Source organism: Brevibacterium siliguriense (assembly GCF_900105315.1).
GTDB classification, from domain to species: domain Bacteria; phylum Actinomycetota; class Actinomycetes; order Actinomycetales; family Brevibacteriaceae; genus Brevibacterium; species Brevibacterium siliguriense.
Window position 1 is genome coordinate 2,219,934 of the sequence record NZ_LT629766.1, and the last position, 16,938, is coordinate 2,236,871.

Annotated in this window: 13 protein-coding genes and 1 pseudogene; 12 read left to right on the forward strand and 2 right to left on the reverse strand. The window is 64.6% G+C overall.

Annotation, left to right across the window (positions count from 1 at the left end; all coding sequences use genetic code 11):
- Position 1 precedes the first annotated feature (1 nt).
- The 12 genes and pseudogenes from murC (at position 2) to nrdR (ending at position 13,545) form a co-directional block, all read left to right on the forward strand.
- Positions 2-1,417 carry a UDP-N-acetylmuramate--L-alanine ligase gene (murC, locus tag BLU88_RS09800; RefSeq protein WP_092013059.1) on the forward strand — a complete coding sequence of 472 codons (1,416 nt, stop codon included), beginning with the start codon at positions 2-4 and terminating at the stop codon, positions 1,415-1,417.
- A 5-nt stretch (positions 1,418-1,422) separates the two neighbouring features.
- Positions 1,423-2,178, forward strand: a complete 756-nt coding sequence (locus BLU88_RS09805; RefSeq protein WP_092013062.1) for a cell division protein FtsQ/DivIB — start codon at positions 1,423-1,425, stop codon at positions 2,176-2,178.
- Positions 2,179-2,417: 239 nt separating this feature from the next.
- Positions 2,418-3,611, forward strand: a complete 1,194-nt coding sequence (ftsZ, locus tag BLU88_RS09810) for a cell division protein FtsZ (protein ID WP_092013065.1) — start codon at positions 2,418-2,420, stop codon at positions 3,609-3,611.
- A 1-nt stretch (position 3,612) separates the two neighbouring features.
- Complete coding sequence (gene pgeF / locus BLU88_RS09815) at positions 3,613-4,371, forward strand: peptidoglycan editing factor PgeF (protein ID WP_092013069.1); 759 nt, start codon at positions 3,613-3,615, stop codon at positions 4,369-4,371.
- Positions 4,372-4,449: 78 nt separating this feature from the next.
- Complete coding sequence (locus BLU88_RS09820) at positions 4,450-4,968, forward strand: cell division protein SepF (protein ID WP_092013072.1); 519 nt, start codon at positions 4,450-4,452, stop codon at positions 4,966-4,968.
- 93 nt (positions 4,969-5,061) lie between these two features.
- Positions 5,062-5,361 (forward strand): YggT family protein, encoded by a 300-nt coding sequence (locus BLU88_RS09825; RefSeq protein WP_062243070.1) that lies wholly within the window; start codon positions 5,062-5,064, stop codon positions 5,359-5,361.
- 304 nt (positions 5,362-5,665) lie between these two features.
- Positions 5,666-6,469 carry a DivIVA domain-containing protein gene (locus tag BLU88_RS09830; RefSeq protein WP_092013075.1) on the forward strand — a complete coding sequence of 268 codons (804 nt, stop codon included), beginning with the start codon at positions 5,666-5,668 and terminating at the stop codon, positions 6,467-6,469.
- Between the two features lie 124 nt (positions 6,470-6,593).
- Complete coding sequence (locus BLU88_RS09835; protein WP_092013078.1) at positions 6,594-7,130, forward strand: signal peptidase II; 537 nt, start codon at positions 6,594-6,596, stop codon at positions 7,128-7,130.
- Positions 7,123-8,046: an RluA family pseudouridine synthase gene (locus tag BLU88_RS09840; protein ID WP_092013082.1), complete on the forward strand. Its 924-nt coding sequence runs from the start codon at positions 7,123-7,125 to the stop codon at positions 8,044-8,046. Before BLU88_RS09835 ends, BLU88_RS09840 begins: the two co-directional genes overlap by 8 nt.
- A 127-nt stretch (positions 8,047-8,173) precedes the next feature.
- Positions 8,174-11,682 (forward strand): annotated as a pseudogene (dnaE, locus tag BLU88_RS09845) (DNA polymerase III subunit alpha).
- A 52-nt stretch (positions 11,683-11,734) separates the two neighbouring features.
- A complete protein-coding gene (gene hisD / locus BLU88_RS09850) occupies positions 11,735-13,045 on the forward strand; it encodes a histidinol dehydrogenase (RefSeq protein ID WP_092013085.1) in 1,311 nt (436 codons plus the stop codon).
- A gap of 2 nt (positions 13,046-13,047) precedes the next feature.
- Positions 13,048-13,545: a transcriptional regulator NrdR gene (nrdR, locus tag BLU88_RS09855; RefSeq protein ID WP_092013088.1), complete on the forward strand. Its 498-nt coding sequence runs from the start codon at positions 13,048-13,050 to the stop codon at positions 13,543-13,545.
- Positions 13,546-13,802: 257 nt separating this feature from the next.
- Here the strand turns inward: nrdR and BLU88_RS09860 are convergent, their stop codons facing one another.
- Positions 13,803-16,034 (reverse strand): HelD family protein, encoded by a 2,232-nt coding sequence (locus tag BLU88_RS09860; protein ID WP_092017392.1) that lies wholly within the window; start codon positions 16,032-16,034, stop codon positions 13,803-13,805.
- 118 nt (positions 16,035-16,152) lie between these two features.
- Positions 16,153-16,905, reverse strand: a complete 753-nt coding sequence (locus tag BLU88_RS09865) for a spermidine synthase (protein ID WP_231939349.1) — start codon at positions 16,903-16,905, stop codon at positions 16,153-16,155.
- Positions 16,906-16,938: the final 33 nt, after the last annotated feature.

A 16,938-nucleotide genomic window follows, 5' to 3' on the forward strand; every position in this document is an offset into this window, starting at 1 on the left:
CATGACCTCTGCGAACACAAGCCCCGAGAACATCGTTCCCGTCGGCGGCCTCGGAGCCGTCCACTTCATCGGCATCGGCGGATCGGGTATGTCCGGAATCGCCCGGATCATGGTCATGAACGGAGTCGAAGTCACCGGATCGGACGCGAAGGAATCCAACGTCGTCGACGTCCTGCGCACACTGGGCGCCAAAGTCACGATCGGACATTCGGCGGACAACCTCGGCGAGGCCGACACCCTCGTCATCTCCTCAGCCATCCGCAAGGACAACCCCGAACTCGTCGAAGCACAGCGACGGGGGCTGCGCATCCTCCACCGCTCCGGAGCACTCGCTTCGCTCATGGTCGACCGCCGGGCCGTGGCCGTGGCCGGCACCCATGGGAAGACTACGACCACCTCGATGACCACCGTGGCGCTCCAGGCCTGCGGAGTCGACCCGTCCTTCGTCATCGGGGGAGTGCTGTCGACGACGGGCACGAACGCCCACCTGGGCACCGGCGACGTCTTCGTCGCCGAAGCGGACGAATCCGACGGCTCGTTCCTCCTCTACGAACCGGCCATCGGCATCCTCACGAACGTCGAAGCCGACCACCTCGACCACTACGGAACCCCGGAGAAGGTGCGAGAAGCCTTCATCGAATTCTGCGACGGCATCCAGACCCGCGGCGGAACGATCATCGCCTGCGCCGACGACCCGGGATCCCTCGACGTCGCCCTGCACTCCCGCAGCCAGGGGGCCGACGTCGTCCTCTACGGCACCTCCGAGGACGCCGATATCGTGCTGCGTGACCTCGACTCCGGAATCGGCTCGACCTTCATCCTCGACCTGCCCGGCCGTGACGAAGCGCTGCCGGTCGAACTGCGGCAGCCGGGAATGCACAACGCGCTCAACGCCACCGCCGCGATCGCCGTGGCGCACAGCCTGGGTGCCGATGTCGAACGCGCCGCCACCGGACTCGCCGGCTACGGAGGCACCCGACGCCGCTTCGAAGAACGCGGAATCGCCGCCGGAGTGCGCGTCATCGACGACTACGCCCACCACCCCACCGAGGTGCGCGCCGTGCTCAGCGCCGCCCGTGGAGTCGTCACCGATGGCGGACGGGTGTGGGCGATCTTCCAGCCGCACCTGTACTCGCGGACGATGGAATTCCGCGAGGAGTTCGGACAGGCCCTCGGCCTTGCCGATGAGGTCGTCGTCCTCGACGTCTTCCCTGCACGCGAAGATCCCGTACCGGGAGTCACCGGCGCGCTCATCTCGGACCGGGTCCCGCACGAGAACGTGACCTTCCTCGAGTCCTTCGCCGAGGCGGTCCCCTTCGTCGCAGCCCGTGTGCAGCCCGGTGATCTCGTACTCACCGTCGGAGCCGGTGACGTGACGATCCTCGGACCCGAGCTGTTGAGCGCACTGGAGAGCTGAGGCCCATGGTGCCGCTTCCCCCGGCTCGGGCCGGTGACAACTCCACCGCGGACCTCACCGGAGTCATCCGAGCCCGGCGTCTGAAGACCTGGCGACGCCGCCTCATCGCCATCGGCATCGTGGCAGCGCTCATCGCCCTCGTCGCCGTCGCCTGGTTCTCGCCACTGCTGTCCCTGCAGAAGGTGCAGGTCAGCGGCAGCAAGTTGGTCGACACCGACAAAGTCACGAACTTCGTACTCGACAGCCAGAGCGGCAAGCCGCTGCCGCAGGTGCGCCCCGGCGCGGTCGAAGACTCCGTACTTGGGGAGTTCCCGGAGGCAGAAGCGGCCTCCGTCCACTACGCGGGGCCCCGGTCCCTGAAGATCGAAATCACCGACCGCACTCCCGTCATTGCGATCGAAGGCGAATCCGGCTATCGACTCTATGACTCCGACGCCGTCGATCTCGGCACGGTGGCCACAGCCCCCAAGAAGCTCACCGTGCTCAGCGGCGGAGGACACCAGCCGGACCGAGAGACCGTGGCCGCGGTCATCCGCTTCATGGGCGAACTGCGACCGGAGCTGCGCCGTCTGCTCGTGACGATCGAGGCCGAGGATGCCATGAGCCTCAAGGGACGCCTCGACACCGGACAGCAGAAAGCCACGGTCGTCTTCGGAGATTCCTCGGACGCCAGCCTCAAGGTGCGCACCGCCGCCCAGCTCACCGCCGAGGGCCGCACCGAGATCGATGTCTCCGTGCCCTCGGTGCCGGTGACGGATTGAGCCCTGCCACATAGGGCTGACTCGGTGTCGGGCTTCCGCGACGGCTCAGCGCGCCCGAGCCGTCACTATTGCCTCCGTTTGGCCCCGACACACCGAGCGTGAAGTTTGGCCGAAGTCCGACACTCCGGGGAGAATGGTTGCAGTGATGTTGTCCCGCCCAATAGCCTCAGGGCAGAGAACACAGACCGATTGCACACGCAGACCCTGCGTGACCGAAGCGCTTGAGACGAGGAACCGACTTGGCTGAATTCCCACAATCCGGAGCGGATATCAAGGTTGCCGGAACCGGCGGCGGTGGTGTCAACGCTGTGCAGAGGATGATCGACGTCGGCCTGCGCGGCGTGGAGTTCATCGCAATCAACACCGATGCTCAGGCGCTCGTCCTGTCCGACGCTGATGTCAAGCTCGAGATCGGACGCGACCAGACCCGCGGCCTCGGCGCAGGAGCGGACCCGGAGATCGGCCGCAAGGCAGCCGAATCCTCCGAAGACGCGATCCGCGATGCCCTCGAAGGTGCGGACATGGTCTTCGTCACCGCCGGCGAAGGCGGCGGCACAGGAACCGGCGCCGCCCCCGTCGTGGCACGCGTGGCCCGGTCGCTCGGCGCACTGACCATCGGTGTCGTCACCCGCCCCTTCACCTTCGAGGGACGTCGTCGTTCCGCTCAGGCAGAAGCCGGAATCGCGGCCCTGCGCGAAGAGGTCGACACCCTCATCGTCATCCCCAACGACCGTCTGCTCTCGATCTCCGATCGAAGCGTCTCCGTCGTCGAAGCCTTCCGCTCCGCCGATGAGGTCCTGCGCTCCGGTGTTCAGGGCATCACCGACCTCATCTCGGTCCCGGGCCTGATCAACCTCGACTTCGCCGACGTCAAGTCGGTCATGCAGGATGCCGGCACCGCGCTCATGGGCATCGGTGCGGCAACCGGAGACGACCGCGCAGTGCAGGCCGCCGAATCCGCCATCGCCTCCCCGCTGCTGGAAGCCAGCATCGACGGCGCCCACGGAGTGCTCTTCTGCATCACCGGCGGCGGAGACCTCGGACTCTTCGAGGTCAACGAGGCCGCACGCCTGGTCCAGGAAGCCGCGCACCCCGAGGCGAACATCATCTTCGGCGCCGTCATCGACGACAACATCGGCGACGAATGCCGCGTGACCGTCATCGCCGCCGGATTCGACAACACCTCGCCGAACGCGGAGACCGCCGGGTCCGACCAGATTCCCGCACCGATCCCGGCTTCCGCTCCGGCGGAGACCGAGACCGAGTCGCCCGTCGTCGCCGAGTCCGAATCCGAGACCGAGACACCGGAAGCCGAAGAGCCGACAGCTGCTCCGCGTCGCAGCGAGGAACACCAGATTCCCGCCACGCTGCCGGGTGAGCGCAGCAGCTCGAACTTCGACTCCGACCTCGATATCCCAGACTTCCTCAAGTAGTATGCTGCGCTCGAGGTTCGTCATCCCGGGCGGTCGCACCGCCCACGTCGCCTTCACCGACCGGCACGGCGGATACTCGAGCGGGGACTTCTCCTCGTTCAACCTCGCCCGCCACGTCGGAGACGATGATGGACTCGTCGCAGCGAACCGAGCCGCTCTCGCTCAGGTCATCGGCCTGAGCGGGGAGCGGCTCTCGTTCGTCTCCCAAGTGCACGGAACCGATGTGCACACCATCAACGACGAAGCGCAGCTGCGGCAGACGCCGGTCGAAGCCGATGCCCAGTTGACGGCGGTTCCCGGGCTCGGACTGGCGATCATGGTCGCCGACTGCACCCCGGTCATGCTTGCCGACGCCGACTCCGGCGTCATCGCCGCAGTCCATGCGGGACGCCCGGGGATGGCCGCGGGCGTGGTCGGAAATACGGTTGCCGCGATGCGCGACGCCGGTGCACGGGACATCCACGCGGTCATCGGACCCTCGGTCTGCCCCCGCTGCTACGAGGTCCCGGCAGAGCTGAGGAGCGAGGTCGCAGCGATCGAGCCGACGGCCGCCTCGGTGTCGGTGACCGGCACACCGGCACTCGATGTCGCCGGAGCCGTGGCCGAACAGCTGCGCCGGGCGGACGTGACCATCGATCACTTCTCACGCACCTGCACGAAGGAATCCGATGATCTCTTCTCCTACCGCAGGCAGAAGCGGACGGGCCGGTTCGCCGGGATCATCTGGCTCCAGGAAGAAAAGACCGCGACACACCCATAGGACTCACCGGCCCAGATGCTCGCGTGCGATAGTTTGGGCGACAGGTGAGCAAGTGCCGAAGTCCGAGGAGCTTTAGACATGTCAGCAATCAAGAAGACGCTGGAATACCTGGGTTTCGTCGAAGAAGAGGACGAGACCACTCAGCACACCGACCGTCGTGAACCGACCCACCGGGAGCGCGAGGTCGTCGAGACCTTCGATGACGCCGAACAGTACGATGAACCGGCAGCGGCGGAGGAACGGACTCCGGCACCGGTGACACCGATCCATCCGTCACCGATCCGTCCCGTAGACACCCCGGCGCCAGGAACCTCAATGAATCGCATCAGGACCATCCACCCCCGCAGCTACAACGACGCCATGGTCATCGGCGCCGCATTCCGCGAGGGAACCCCCGTGATCATGAATCTCTCGGAGATGGACGAGAACAACTCCAAGCGCCTCGTCGACTTCTCCGCCGGCCTCATCTTCGGCCTCCACGGATCGATCGAACGAGTCACGAACAAGGTGTTCCTGCTGACGCCCGAGAACATCGAAGTCGCCGGCGAGACCGAAGCTGATTCGGATACTCAGGCCAGCTTCTTCAACCAAAGCTGAGCACTCCAGCGAATCTCTCAACTCGTCCTCAGCTGGAGACGATAGGCTGAAGCCTCAGACCTCAAGCAACAACGAAAGGCGCGGGGGACCCACGTGGCCATCATCTTCTACATCCTCGGTACAGCGCTGAGCCTCTACGTCTACGTGCTCCTGGCGCGAGTCGTGCTCGACCTGGTCCAGGTGTTCTCCCGCGACTGGAGGCCCACCGGCTTCCTCCTCGTCCTCGCCGAGATCGTGTACACACTCACCGATCCGCCGCTGAAGCTGCTGCGCAAGATCATTCCGCCGCTGCGTCTGGGGCAGGTCTCGCTAGATCTGGGATTCATCGTTCTGCTCATCGGCATCCAGATCATCGCGTCGGTGTTCTTCAACCTCTCGCACGCCTCCGCCTGATCCCCGTCCTGGCAGTGATCTCGCCTGACGAGTCACTGTGATTCGGAGTCGGTAGCTTCCTGCAGAATGCGCCGGTCGATTACCGCTATTCGTTTGAGTGAATACCCGGTAAATGATGAATATGCTGACCGGGATTGGCTGTTCGCATGTCCGAGTTGTTAGCCTCGAATGCGTAGAACTTCGTCACTGAATGCGAGACACGCCATTACTGCGGGACAAAACTGCAGGTGTTACGCTAATGTGACGTTGAAGCCGTCCTTCTGGACGGCAGCGTAATGAATGTAGATCGACCGAAGGTGACCTCATGGCGCTCACGCCTGAAGACGTAGTAAACAAGCGGTTCCAGCATGTGAAGTTCCGCGACGGGTACGACCAGGACGAAGTCGACGATTTCCTTGATGAGGTCGTCGTTGAGATTCGCCGTCTCTACCAGGAGAACGACGAACTGCGTCAGAAGCTCTCCACCGCCGAACAGCGTGTGAAGGAACTCGAAGCCGGCGGCGCCTCCACCGCACCGGCACAGGACATCGACGCCACTCAGGCGATGCCCGCCGCTGTTCCCGTACCGGAAGAGAAAGAGGAGGCTCCGGCTCAGGCCGAGGCACCTGCCGCTCCGGCACCGGTCGAAGAGACCCCGGCTCCGGCCGTCAAGGAAGCTGCTCCCGCTCCGAAGGACAGCTCTGCTGCACCAGCGGTCGCCGCCGGTGCTGCCGGTGGAGCCGCAGGCGCCGGTCTCGGTGCTGTCGCAGCCGGCGGCGACGGAGACGCTCATGGTCTCATCGCTCTGGCTCAGCGCGTCCACGACGAGCATGTTGCCGAAGGTGAGCGCAAGCGCGACGAGCTCATCAAGGGCGCGGAGAAGGAAGCCGCCGACATCGTCGGCAAGGCCGAAACCAAGCGCGACGAAACGCTGTCGACCCTCGAAACGCAGAAGTCGACCCTCGAGCGTTCGATCGACCAGCTGTCGAACTTCGAGCGCCAGTACCGCACTCGACTCAAGAGCTACCTCAACGATCAGCTGCGAGACCTCGAGAACTCCACGAGCCTGGCTCCGGAGACCCTCGACGGAAACGGCCCACTGGGCGGTTCTTCGAACCACAAGCTCTGATCTCCAAGCATCACCGACCGAGGTCCGGGAACTCTGCGGAGCACCCGGGCCTCCGTCATGTTCGCGCCCCGGGCGAGCTCAAGCCTGCGCCGGAGCCGAGTGGCGGTGGGCTAGAATGAACCAAATGAACGATCCTGCCTCACGGGTGAAAAGACCTCGCGCCGCCATGATGGCCCTGCTGTTCACAATCGCGGCAATCGTGGTCGTGATCGATCAGTTCACGAAGTTCCTCGCCGTCAGCCTTCTCGAAGATCGGCCTCCGGTGCCTGTGATCGGCTCTCTGGCCGGATTCACCTTCTACCGCAATCCCGGTGCAGCACTCGGCCTCGGATCGAGCGTGACGTGGGTCTTCCCGATCATCGCTATCGGCGTCTTCATCGCGATCCTCGTGATCTCCCGCAAGCTCGGCTCGCGAGCCTGGGCGATCGGACTCGGTCTGCTGCTGGGCGGTCTCTTCGGCAACCTCGTCGACCGGCTCTTCCGGGAACCTGGATTCCTGCACGGAGCCGTCGTCGACTTCATCGATCTGTCGCTGTTCATTTGCAATGTCGCGGACATCGCGATCTCCGCCGCCGCAGTGACGCTTGTCATCGTCAGCCTCAGAGGTATCGACATCGACGGCTCGGACTCCACCCGTGTGAAAGAGGACTCTCATGACTGAACGCTCCATCCTCGTCCCCGAGGGACTCGACGGACAGCGTGTGGACGCTGCGATGTCGAAGCTGCTCGGCCTCTCCCGCACCGCTGCCGCCGATATCTGTGCCGACGGGGGAGTGGAGATGTCCGGTCGCCCGGTCATCAAATCCGATCGCGTCATCGCCGGCGAACGGCTCGACATCATGATGCCCGAACCCAGGAAGCCGCTCGAGGTCGTGCCCGACCCCGTGCCGGGAATGCGGATCGTCCACGACGAGGATGCCTTCGTCGTCGTCGACAAGCCCGTCGGCGTGGCAGCCCACCCGGCCCTCGGCTGGACCGGACGCACCGTCGTCGGCGGGCTCGCCGCAGCGGGCTTCCGCATCGCGACTTCGGGCGCGCCCGAACGCCAGGGCATCGTGCAGCGACTCGACGTCGGAACCTCCGGGCTCATGGTCGTGGCGAAGAGCGAATACGCCTACAGCGTGCTCAAACGCGCCTTCAAGGAACGCACGGTGGAGAAGACCTATCACGCGGTCGTGCAGGGGCTGCCCGATCCCGTGCTCGGCACCATCGACGCCCCGATCGCCCGGCACCCGAAGCATGACGGGCTCTACGCAGTGCGCACCGAAGGCAAGAACGCGATCACCCATTACGAAGTGATCGAAGCTCATCGCCGAGCCGCCCTCGTCGAAGTCCATCTGGAGACCGGACGCACCCACCAGATCCGCGTCCACTTCTCGGCCACCAAGCATCCCTGCGTCGGCGACCTGCCCTATGGCGCCGATCCGGTGCTGGCGAAGGAACTCGGTCTCGAACGGCAATGGCTGCACGCCGTCAAACTCGGCTTCCACCATCCCGACACGCAGAAGTGGGTCGAATTCGAAAGCGGTTACCCCGAGGATCTGCAGACCGCTCTCGACCGCATCCGGCCGAACTGAGGTCGGGAGTCCCTCTCCTTTGTTGCCGATGGACTAAGCTGGAGACGCAACACCGGCAACTTCAGGAAGGCGGCGCTCAGTGCCGAACGAGGACTTCGTCCACCTCCACGTCCATACCGAATACTCCATGTTGGACGGTGCGGCCCGGCTCGCCGATCTGATGGCGGCGACGAAGGCATCGGGCATGTCCGCGATCGCCACGACCGACCACGGATACCTGTTCGGAGCCTTCGACTTCTGGTCTCAGGCGACTGCCGCCGGGATCAAACCGATCATCGGCGTCGAAGCCTATGTCACCCCCGGCACCGACCGCCGGGACAAGACCCGCGTGAAGTGGCGCACCGACGAATCGCAGAAGAGCGACGACCTGTCCGGAGGTGGTCTCTACACTCATATGACGCTGCTGTCGCGGAACAACACGGGCATGCGGAACCTGTTCAAGGCATCGTCGTATGCTTCCCTGGATTCGGTGACCGCGAAATGGCCTCGGCTGGACCAGGATCTGCTCGAGAGCTACTCCGACGGACTCATCGCCACCACCGGCTGCCCGTCCGGAGAGGTCCAGGTGCGGCTGCGGCTCGGCCAGTACGAAGAGGCCAAAGCAGCCGCCGGGAAGTACCGTGAGATCTTCGGCAAGGACAACTACTACGTCGAACTCATGGACCACGGCCTGTCAATCGAGAAGCGGGTGACGAAGGACCTCATCCGACTGTCGAAGGAACTCGACATTCCGCTGGTGGCAACCAACGACCTCCACTACACGCACGAATCGGATGCGAAGGCGCACGAAGCCCTGCTGGCCATCCAGTCCGGTTCCAAATTGATCGAACCCACCTACGACCAGGGCGGTTCGCGTTTCGCCTTCTCCGGGTCCGGCTATTACCTCAAGACCCCCGCAGAGATGCGGTCCCTGTTCAGGGAATTCCCGGAAGCCTGCGACAACACCCTCGAGATCGCCGAGAAATGCGAAGTCTCCTTCGACACCTCGGCGAACTATATGCCGAAGTTCCCGTGCCCTCCCGGTGAGGACGAGACCTCGTGGCTGATCAAGGAAGTCGCGAAGGGACTCGACTACCGGTACCCCAACGGCGTTCCCGACGAAGTTCGCAAGCAGGCCGACTACGAGCTCGACATCATCATCTCGATGGGCTTCCCCGGCTACTTCCTCGTCGTCGCCGACTTCATCAACTGGTCGAAGGATAATGGCATCCGCGTCGGGCCCGGCCGTGGTTCGGGAGCCGGCTCGATGGTCGCCTACGCGATGCGCATCACCGACCTCGATCCGCTGCAGCACGGACTGTTCTTCGAACGCTTCCTCAACCCGGACCGTGTGTCCATGCCCGACTTCGACGTCGACTTCGATGATCGCCGCCGCAGCGAGGTCATCGACTATGTGACCGAGAAGTACGGCGATGAGCGTGTGGCGATGATCGTCACCTACGGCACGATCAAAACGAAGATGGCGCTGAAGGACTCCGCACGTGTGCTCGGCAAGCCCTTCTCGATGGGTGAGCGGCTGACGAAGGCGCTGCCGCCGGCCGAGATGGCCAAGGACATTCCGCTCAAGGACATCGAGGACACCGAATCCAAGCGCTATAAGGAAGCCGGTGAGTTCCGCGAACTCGTCGACACCGACCCGGAGGCCCGTGAGACCTTCGAGACCGCGAAAGGCCTCGAAGGGCTGAAGCGGCAGTGGGGCGTCCACGCCGCCGGTGTCATCATGTCCTCGGACCCGATCATCGACGTCATCCCGATCATGCGTCGGTTCCAGGACGGTCAGGTCATCACCCAGTTCGACTATCCGACCTCTGAGGGCCTCGGGCTCATCAAGATGGACTTCCTGGGGCTGCGGAACCTCACGATCATCTCCGACGCAGTGGAGAACATCAAAGCCAACCGAGACTATGATCTCGACCTCGAGCATCTGAGCCTCGATGATCCGGCGGCGTATGAGCTGCTGACCCGAGGCGACACCCTCGGTGTGTTCCAGCTCGACGGCGGCGGCCTGCGCGCTCTGCTGCGGATGATGAAGCCGGACAACTTCGAGGATATCTCCGCCACCCTGGCTCTCTACCGACCCGGTCCGATGGGTGCGGACTCGCATACGAACTATGCGCTGCGCAAGAACGGGCTCCAGGAGGTCACCCCGATCCACCCGGAGCTCGAGGAGCCGCTCAAGGAGATCCTCGACACCACCTACGGTCTCATCATCTACCAGGAACAGGTGATGGCGATCGCGCAGAAGGTCGCCGGCTACTCCCTCGGCCAGGCAGACATCCTCCGCCGTGCGATGGGCAAGAAGAAGAAGTCCGAGCTCGACAAGCAGCAGGTCGGCTTCTTCGGCGGAATGAAGGAACGCGGCTACTCGGAAGCCGCCGCTCAGGCCCTGTGGGACATCCTGCTGCCGTTCTCTGACTACGCGTTCAACAAGGCGCACTCGGCCGCCTACGGTGTCGTGTCCTACTGGACCGCTTTCCTCAAGGCCCACTACACGGCCGAATACATGGCGGCCCTGCTCACCTCGGTCGGTGACAACAAGGACAAGCTCGCGATCTACCTCAACGAGTGCCGGCGCCTCGGCATCACCGTGCTGCCCCGGACGTCAACGAATCCGCGCTCCACTTCACGCCGGTCGGCACCGATATCCGCTTCGGCATGGGAGCGGTCCGCAACGTCGGCGCTCACGTCGTCGAGGGCATCGTCGAAGCCCGTGGAGAGAAGGGCGCCTACACCTCGTTCACGGACTTCCTCGACAAGGTGCCCAGCCACGTGTGCAACAAGCGCACGATCGAATCGCTCATCAAGGCCGGCGGCTTCGATTCGCTCGGCCACAGCCGCCGCTCACTCGTCGAAGTCCACGAGGAGGCCGTCGACTCGGTCATCGGCGTCAAGAGGCAGGAAGCCAACGGACAGTTCGACCTCTTCGCCGGGCTCGGCGGAGACGATGACTCGCCCGGCTTCTCGGTGACCATTCCCGACCGTCCGGAGTGGGAGAAGAAGGAGAAGCTGTCCTTCGAGCGTGACATGATCGGTCTCTACGTCTCCGATCACCCGCTCAACGGCCTCGAAGGTGTGCTGGCTGCCGAATCCGATGCCTCCATCGCTGAGGTGATCGATCCGGAATCGCACCGTCACGACGGATCTCAGATCAAGGTCTGCGGAATGATCACACAGGTCACCCGCAAGGTGTCGAAGAACTCCGGACGTCCCTATGCGATCGTGACCTTGGAGGACCTCGAAGCCGAGATCGAAGTGATGTTCTTCGGCGACACCTACGAACCGGTGGCGAGCCTGCTGGCCACCGACCTCGTGATCTCCCTGACCGGGCGCATCCGCACCTCAGAAGACCGGCCGACTTCGCTGATGGCGATGTCGATGACGATTCCCGATGTCACCGACCCCAACGACCGGCCGCTCAACCTCATCATGTCGATGGAGAAGGCGACCGAAGACATGGCCGCGAAGCTCAAACGGATCCTCGAATCCAACAAGGGCCATACGGACGTCCACATCACCCTGTCCCAGCCGGGGCGGCAGACGGTGATGCGCCTGGACCGGTCGATCCGGGTCGATCCGAATCCGAGCCTCTACGGAGATCTCAAGGCGCTGCTGGGCTCCCGCTGCTTCAGCGTCTGAGGTCCGTCCGCACTTCGGGCCGGAGGACTGACGTCTTGCCGTGGAGACTAGAATGGTGCGGGTGAACATTCTGGACTTCCGTGGTGAGACCCTCAACAAGCGATTCCTGGCGCAGAAGCTGCCTCGGGCCGCCGAGACCCATGCCGATATCGAACGACGTGTGGCCGAACTGCTCGAAACCGTCGCCGGCGGGGGAGCGGCAGCGGTGAAGGACTTCACCGAACGCTTCGACGGAGTGCGCCCCGACGCCCTGCGCGTATCGGAATCCGCACTGGCTGAGGCCGCCGCTGAGCTCGATCCGGCGGTCAAAGCCGGGCTCGTCGAATCCATCGCCCGAGCTCGGAAGGTCGCCGCCGATCAGCGCCCTGTCGATGTCCGCACCGAATTGGCCTCCGGCGCCTTCGTCACCACCCGTCACCTGCCGGTCGAACGCGTCGGACTCTATGTGCCCGGCGGATTGGCCGTGTACCCCTCGACGGTCATCATGAACGTCGTGCCCGCGCAGACTGCCGGTGCCCACTCACTTGCGATCGCCAGTCCACCCCAGTCCAACGGCCTGCCGCACCCGACCGTGCTCGCCACCGCACACATCCTCGGCGTCGACGAAGTCTGGGCGATGGGTGGCGCACAGGCGATCGGCGCCCTGGCCTACGGCTTCGACGACGGGGAGGAACTCGAACCCGTCGATCTCATCACCGGACCCGGAAACGCCTATGTGGCTGCGGCGAAGTCACTCGTCCGCTCGCGGGTCGGCATCGACGCGGTCGCCGGACCCACGGAGATCATCATCCTCGCCGACGATCAGGCAGACCCGCGCTTCGTCGCCGCCGACCTCATCAGCCAGGCCGAGCACGACGAACTGGCCGCCTCGGTGCTGGTCACCGACTCCGACGCACTCGCCGAAGCGGTGCAGAAGGAGTTGGAGACACAGGTGCCGGAGGCGATGCACGCCGAGCGGATCGCCACGGCTCTGGCCGGACGGCAGTCGGCGATCGTCCTCGTCGACGACCTCGACGCCGGGATCACCGTCGTCAACGGCTATGCCGGTGAGCACGTCGAAGTCCACACGGCCGATGCCGCCGTGGTCGGGGCACGGATCACGAACGGGGGAGCGGTCTTCCTCGGCGATTGGGCACCGGTGTCGTTGGGCGACTACTGTGCCGGATCGAACCACGTGCTGCCCACGATGGGCACCGCCGCTCACGGTTCGGGCCTGGGTGTGCACTCATTCATCAAGGTCAGCCAGGTCATCGACTACGACCGGGCGGCCCTCAACGAGGTGGCCGAATACATCGGTGTTCTCGCCGCCAGCGAACAGCTGCCGGCCCACGGCCGGGCTGTCGACATCAGGTTCGAGGAGTAGAGATGCGCTGTCCGTTCTGCCGTGAGTCCGATTCGCGGGTCGTCGATTCGAGGACCAGCGAAGACGGCGCAGCGATCCGCCGGCGCCGGCAGTGCCGTCACTGCGGCCGCCGCTTCACCACGATGGAGGCCACGAGTCTGTCGGTGATCAAACGCTCCGGCGTCACCGAGGAGTTCTCCCGTCAGAAGATCATGTCGGGAGTGCGCAAAGCCTGCCAGGGACGTCCGGTCAGCGACGATGATCTCGCGAAGCTCGCACAGCGGGTGGAGGAGAACATCCGGTCGCAGGGGATCGCGGAGATCGACGCCGACGAAGTGGGTCTGTCGATCCTCGACCCGTTGCGCGAACTCGACCAGGTCGCCTACCTGCGATTCGCCAGCGTGTACCAGGGGTTCGACTCGCTCGAGGACTTCGAAGCCGCAATCGATTCACTGCGTGCCGATGCGCTGCTGCAGTCCGGGCAGACCCGTGAACCCACCCCTGACGACTTCGCCGACTGAGCTTCGCGGAGCGTTCGCGTGACCGGATCCTGAGACTGCTGAGATTTCCGTCAGAAATATCCGTTTCGAGTACCGTGGTACAGAAACAGTTGTGTAGTATTGAACGTGCGCGCTGCGGCGCGCGGCCGCTTGCGGTTCGGAGGGGAAGCCGAACCCAAGCGGCCTTTCAATATTCACCCTCGTTACTACCTGACGGCGGCCCAGCAACCTCGCGCGAGGTTGCTGGGCCGCCGTCAGGTAGTAAAAGGGGTTTGGGGTCAGCCGGCTTGGCGGACCGCCTCGGCGGAGAAGAGTTCGGTCAGCTCCGTGGATACGGATGTCAGGACACGCAGGCGTTCCGTCGTTCGGGTCAGTGCCACGTAGAGACCACCGACGCCCTCCTCGCTGCCGAGCCGGGCGATGCGGCCGGGTTCGACGATGATCACCGAATCGAACTCGAGGCCCTTGGCCTGCTGAGGGGTGATGAGGGCGATCTGGTGGTCCAAGCCCGTGACCGAACGCCCGAAATCGAAGTCCGCGACTGCCTCGGCAATGGGCTCGATGAGCCCCTCATCAGCGATGACAGCGATCTTCCCGCCTTCGGCGGCGGACACCTCGGCCGCAACCGCCTCGGGCAATGCTGCCAGCATCTCGGATTCGTCGGCAAAGGAGTCTAGCTGCGGATCCGAGCCACCCTGACGCACCGACTCGACGAGCTCGAGCTGCGGGAAGTGCCGATGCAGGTAGCGATTGGCCAGATCCATCACCGACTGCGGGGTGCGGTAGGAGACGGTGAGCACCTGGAGAGCGAACCGGTCGCCGACGAACTCGTCGAGGATCGACGACCAGGTGCGGGCGTTGTCGACCTGCGAGGACTGCGCGAGGTCGCCGACGACGGTGGCCGACTTCGACGGCACGCGACGGAAGAGGATGCGCCACTGCATGGGGGAGAGCTCCTGCGCCTCATCGACGACGAGGTGGCCGTACGTCCACTCCCGATCCTCGAGGGCGCGTTCGGCCAGGGTCATCGCCGGTCCCTGCTCTTCCCAGCGGGCGGCAAGCGTCTCGGCGGAGACCATTCCGCCGGTCTCGGTCATGTCGACGACGGCTTCGGCGTATTCGCGCGCCGAGTCATCCCGAGCCTGGGTCTGCTGCGGAGCGGAGCCGAGTAGCTCGGCCAGCTCGTCGAGCAGAGGCACATCGTCGACCGTGAACTCGTCACGACGCTGATCGAGTAGGGTCGACTGTTCGGCGGGAGTGAGGAGCTTGCGAGCCGCGGCCTGCAGTTTGTGCGGTCTGCTCAGCAGGGAACGCAGAGCGGCGGCGGGACCGATGGGGAACCACGCGAGGTTGAGGGCGCGACGCACGTCGACGGAAGATCGCAGATCGTCCAGCAGCTCCGGCAGTCGCTCTCCGGGCGCGTCCAAGCCCATCTCCCGGGCGAGATCGTCGGCGAGGATCTTCAGCAGTCCGGTGACGAAACCGGTACGGGCGGCATTGTGCGGATCTCCGCTGCGGCGAGCCCGATCGCGCGCGGACTGGACGTCCCGGCGACGCAGCACAATCGTGTGGGAACGCACCCGCATCTCGACATCGTCATCGGGGATGCGCTGGTAGTTCGCGATATGGTTCTTCAGCACCCGTGCCATGACAGAGCGGCCCTTGATCTCGGCGACGGTCGGCGTATCTGCAGCATCTGTGTCGAGTCCCGGATAGAGCTGACCCGGGGTGAGCAGGACGGCCCCGGTCTCGCCGAGGCTGGGCAGGACCTTCTCGATGTACTTGAGAAACACCGTGGACGGGCCGACGAGGAGGACGCCGGACTTCGCGATCCTCTCCCGGTGACGGTAGAGCAGGAACGCGGCACGGTGGAGAGCGACGGCGGTCTTGCCGGTGCCAGGCCCGCCCTGGACGACGAGGACGCCGGAGAGCGGGCGGCGGATGATCGCATCCTGTTCGGCTTGGATGGTGGCGACGATATCGCCCATCCGACCGGTGCGATGAGTGGTCAGTGCTGCGAGCAGGGCGCCTTCGCCCTGCAGATTCGACCGCTGAGTGTCATCGAGTGCGTCGATGTCGAGAACATCGTCCTCGATGCCGGTGACCTTTCGGTTCGCGGTGACGAGGTGACGGCGGCGGGCGATTCCCTCCGGGTTTGCGGCAGTCGACTGGTAGAAGCGTTCGGCGGCGGGTGCCCTCCAGTCGATGAGGATCTGCTGACGCTGTTCGTCGGTGAGTCCGATCCGGCCGATATATGTGGGGTCGTCTTCGTCGACGATGTCGAGGCGACCGAAGCACAGTCCCTCCTCGGCGCCGTCGAGGCGGATGAGTTGATCTTCGTACAGCGTCGCGAAGGCATCGCGTTCGGTGCGGTGCTGGTGATTGCCTCCTACCTCCGAGGTCCTCACCGTGCCCAGGCGGGTTGTCGTCTCCTCCCGGAGCTCATCGAGGCGGGCATAGAGCTCGTCGAGCTTGGTCTGCTCAACACGAATTTCTGAAGTTTCCGTCATCTCACCTTCTTGGGTCGGCATTCAATTATGCCGAACTTTCCTCGGTGTCTGTAGTCGCAACGTCATTTCGGATCGGGGCGTATCTCACATTCCCGTTCTGCGCAGGCAGGCGCGAAGGTCAGAGCCCCAATCGTGAGCGCAGGCCCGCCCCAGCCAGGAATGTCGCCGAGGAGGCGGCGGTGCGCAGACTGCGATCGAGACCCTCCGCATCGAGCGGAGTGTTGGAGGCGATGACGACGACGTTGCCGCGTCGACGTCCTTTGAGGATCGCCGATTCCGTAGCGGCGGCAAGATGGGCGAAGTGTTCGCCGAGGCTGCGAAGTTCAGACCGGAGGACGTGGTGGTCGCCGGCATCAGGCACATTGGCGACATAGATTCCCGAGTCCTTGACCGACTCGGCGCAGGCGGCGAAGAAACCGGAAGTCTGCAGGGATACGGGAACCGAGTCATGGTCGAAGGCATCCCGGACGAGGACGTCGAGGGTGTCGGGCCGGAACTTGCCGATCTCCACAGCCCCGTCGCCGGCGCGCAGAGCCAGGGCAGGGGAGCGGGGCAGGTCGAACCAGTCGCGGGCGAAGTCGAGCAGCTTGGCATCGATGTCGATCGCCGTCTGCTTCGACCCCGGTCGTGCCGAATCCAGTGCCCGTGCCAGCGCACAGCCGGCGGCACCGATGTGCGCGGCCCGCAGAGTCCGGTCAGGGAGCTCGACGTCGATGATGCGTCGCATCCAGTCCAGGTACTCGAAGTCCAATCGCTGCGGATCGCTGAGGGTGATCGACGAGGAGGGGACCCCGTTGACGTGGAGAACATAGGAATCGGCCTCGCCGTCGAGCTTCTCCAACCGGGCTTCGCCCGTCGAGATGTCGACCACTTGAGAACCAGGGGCTGTGTATATCCGTCTCTT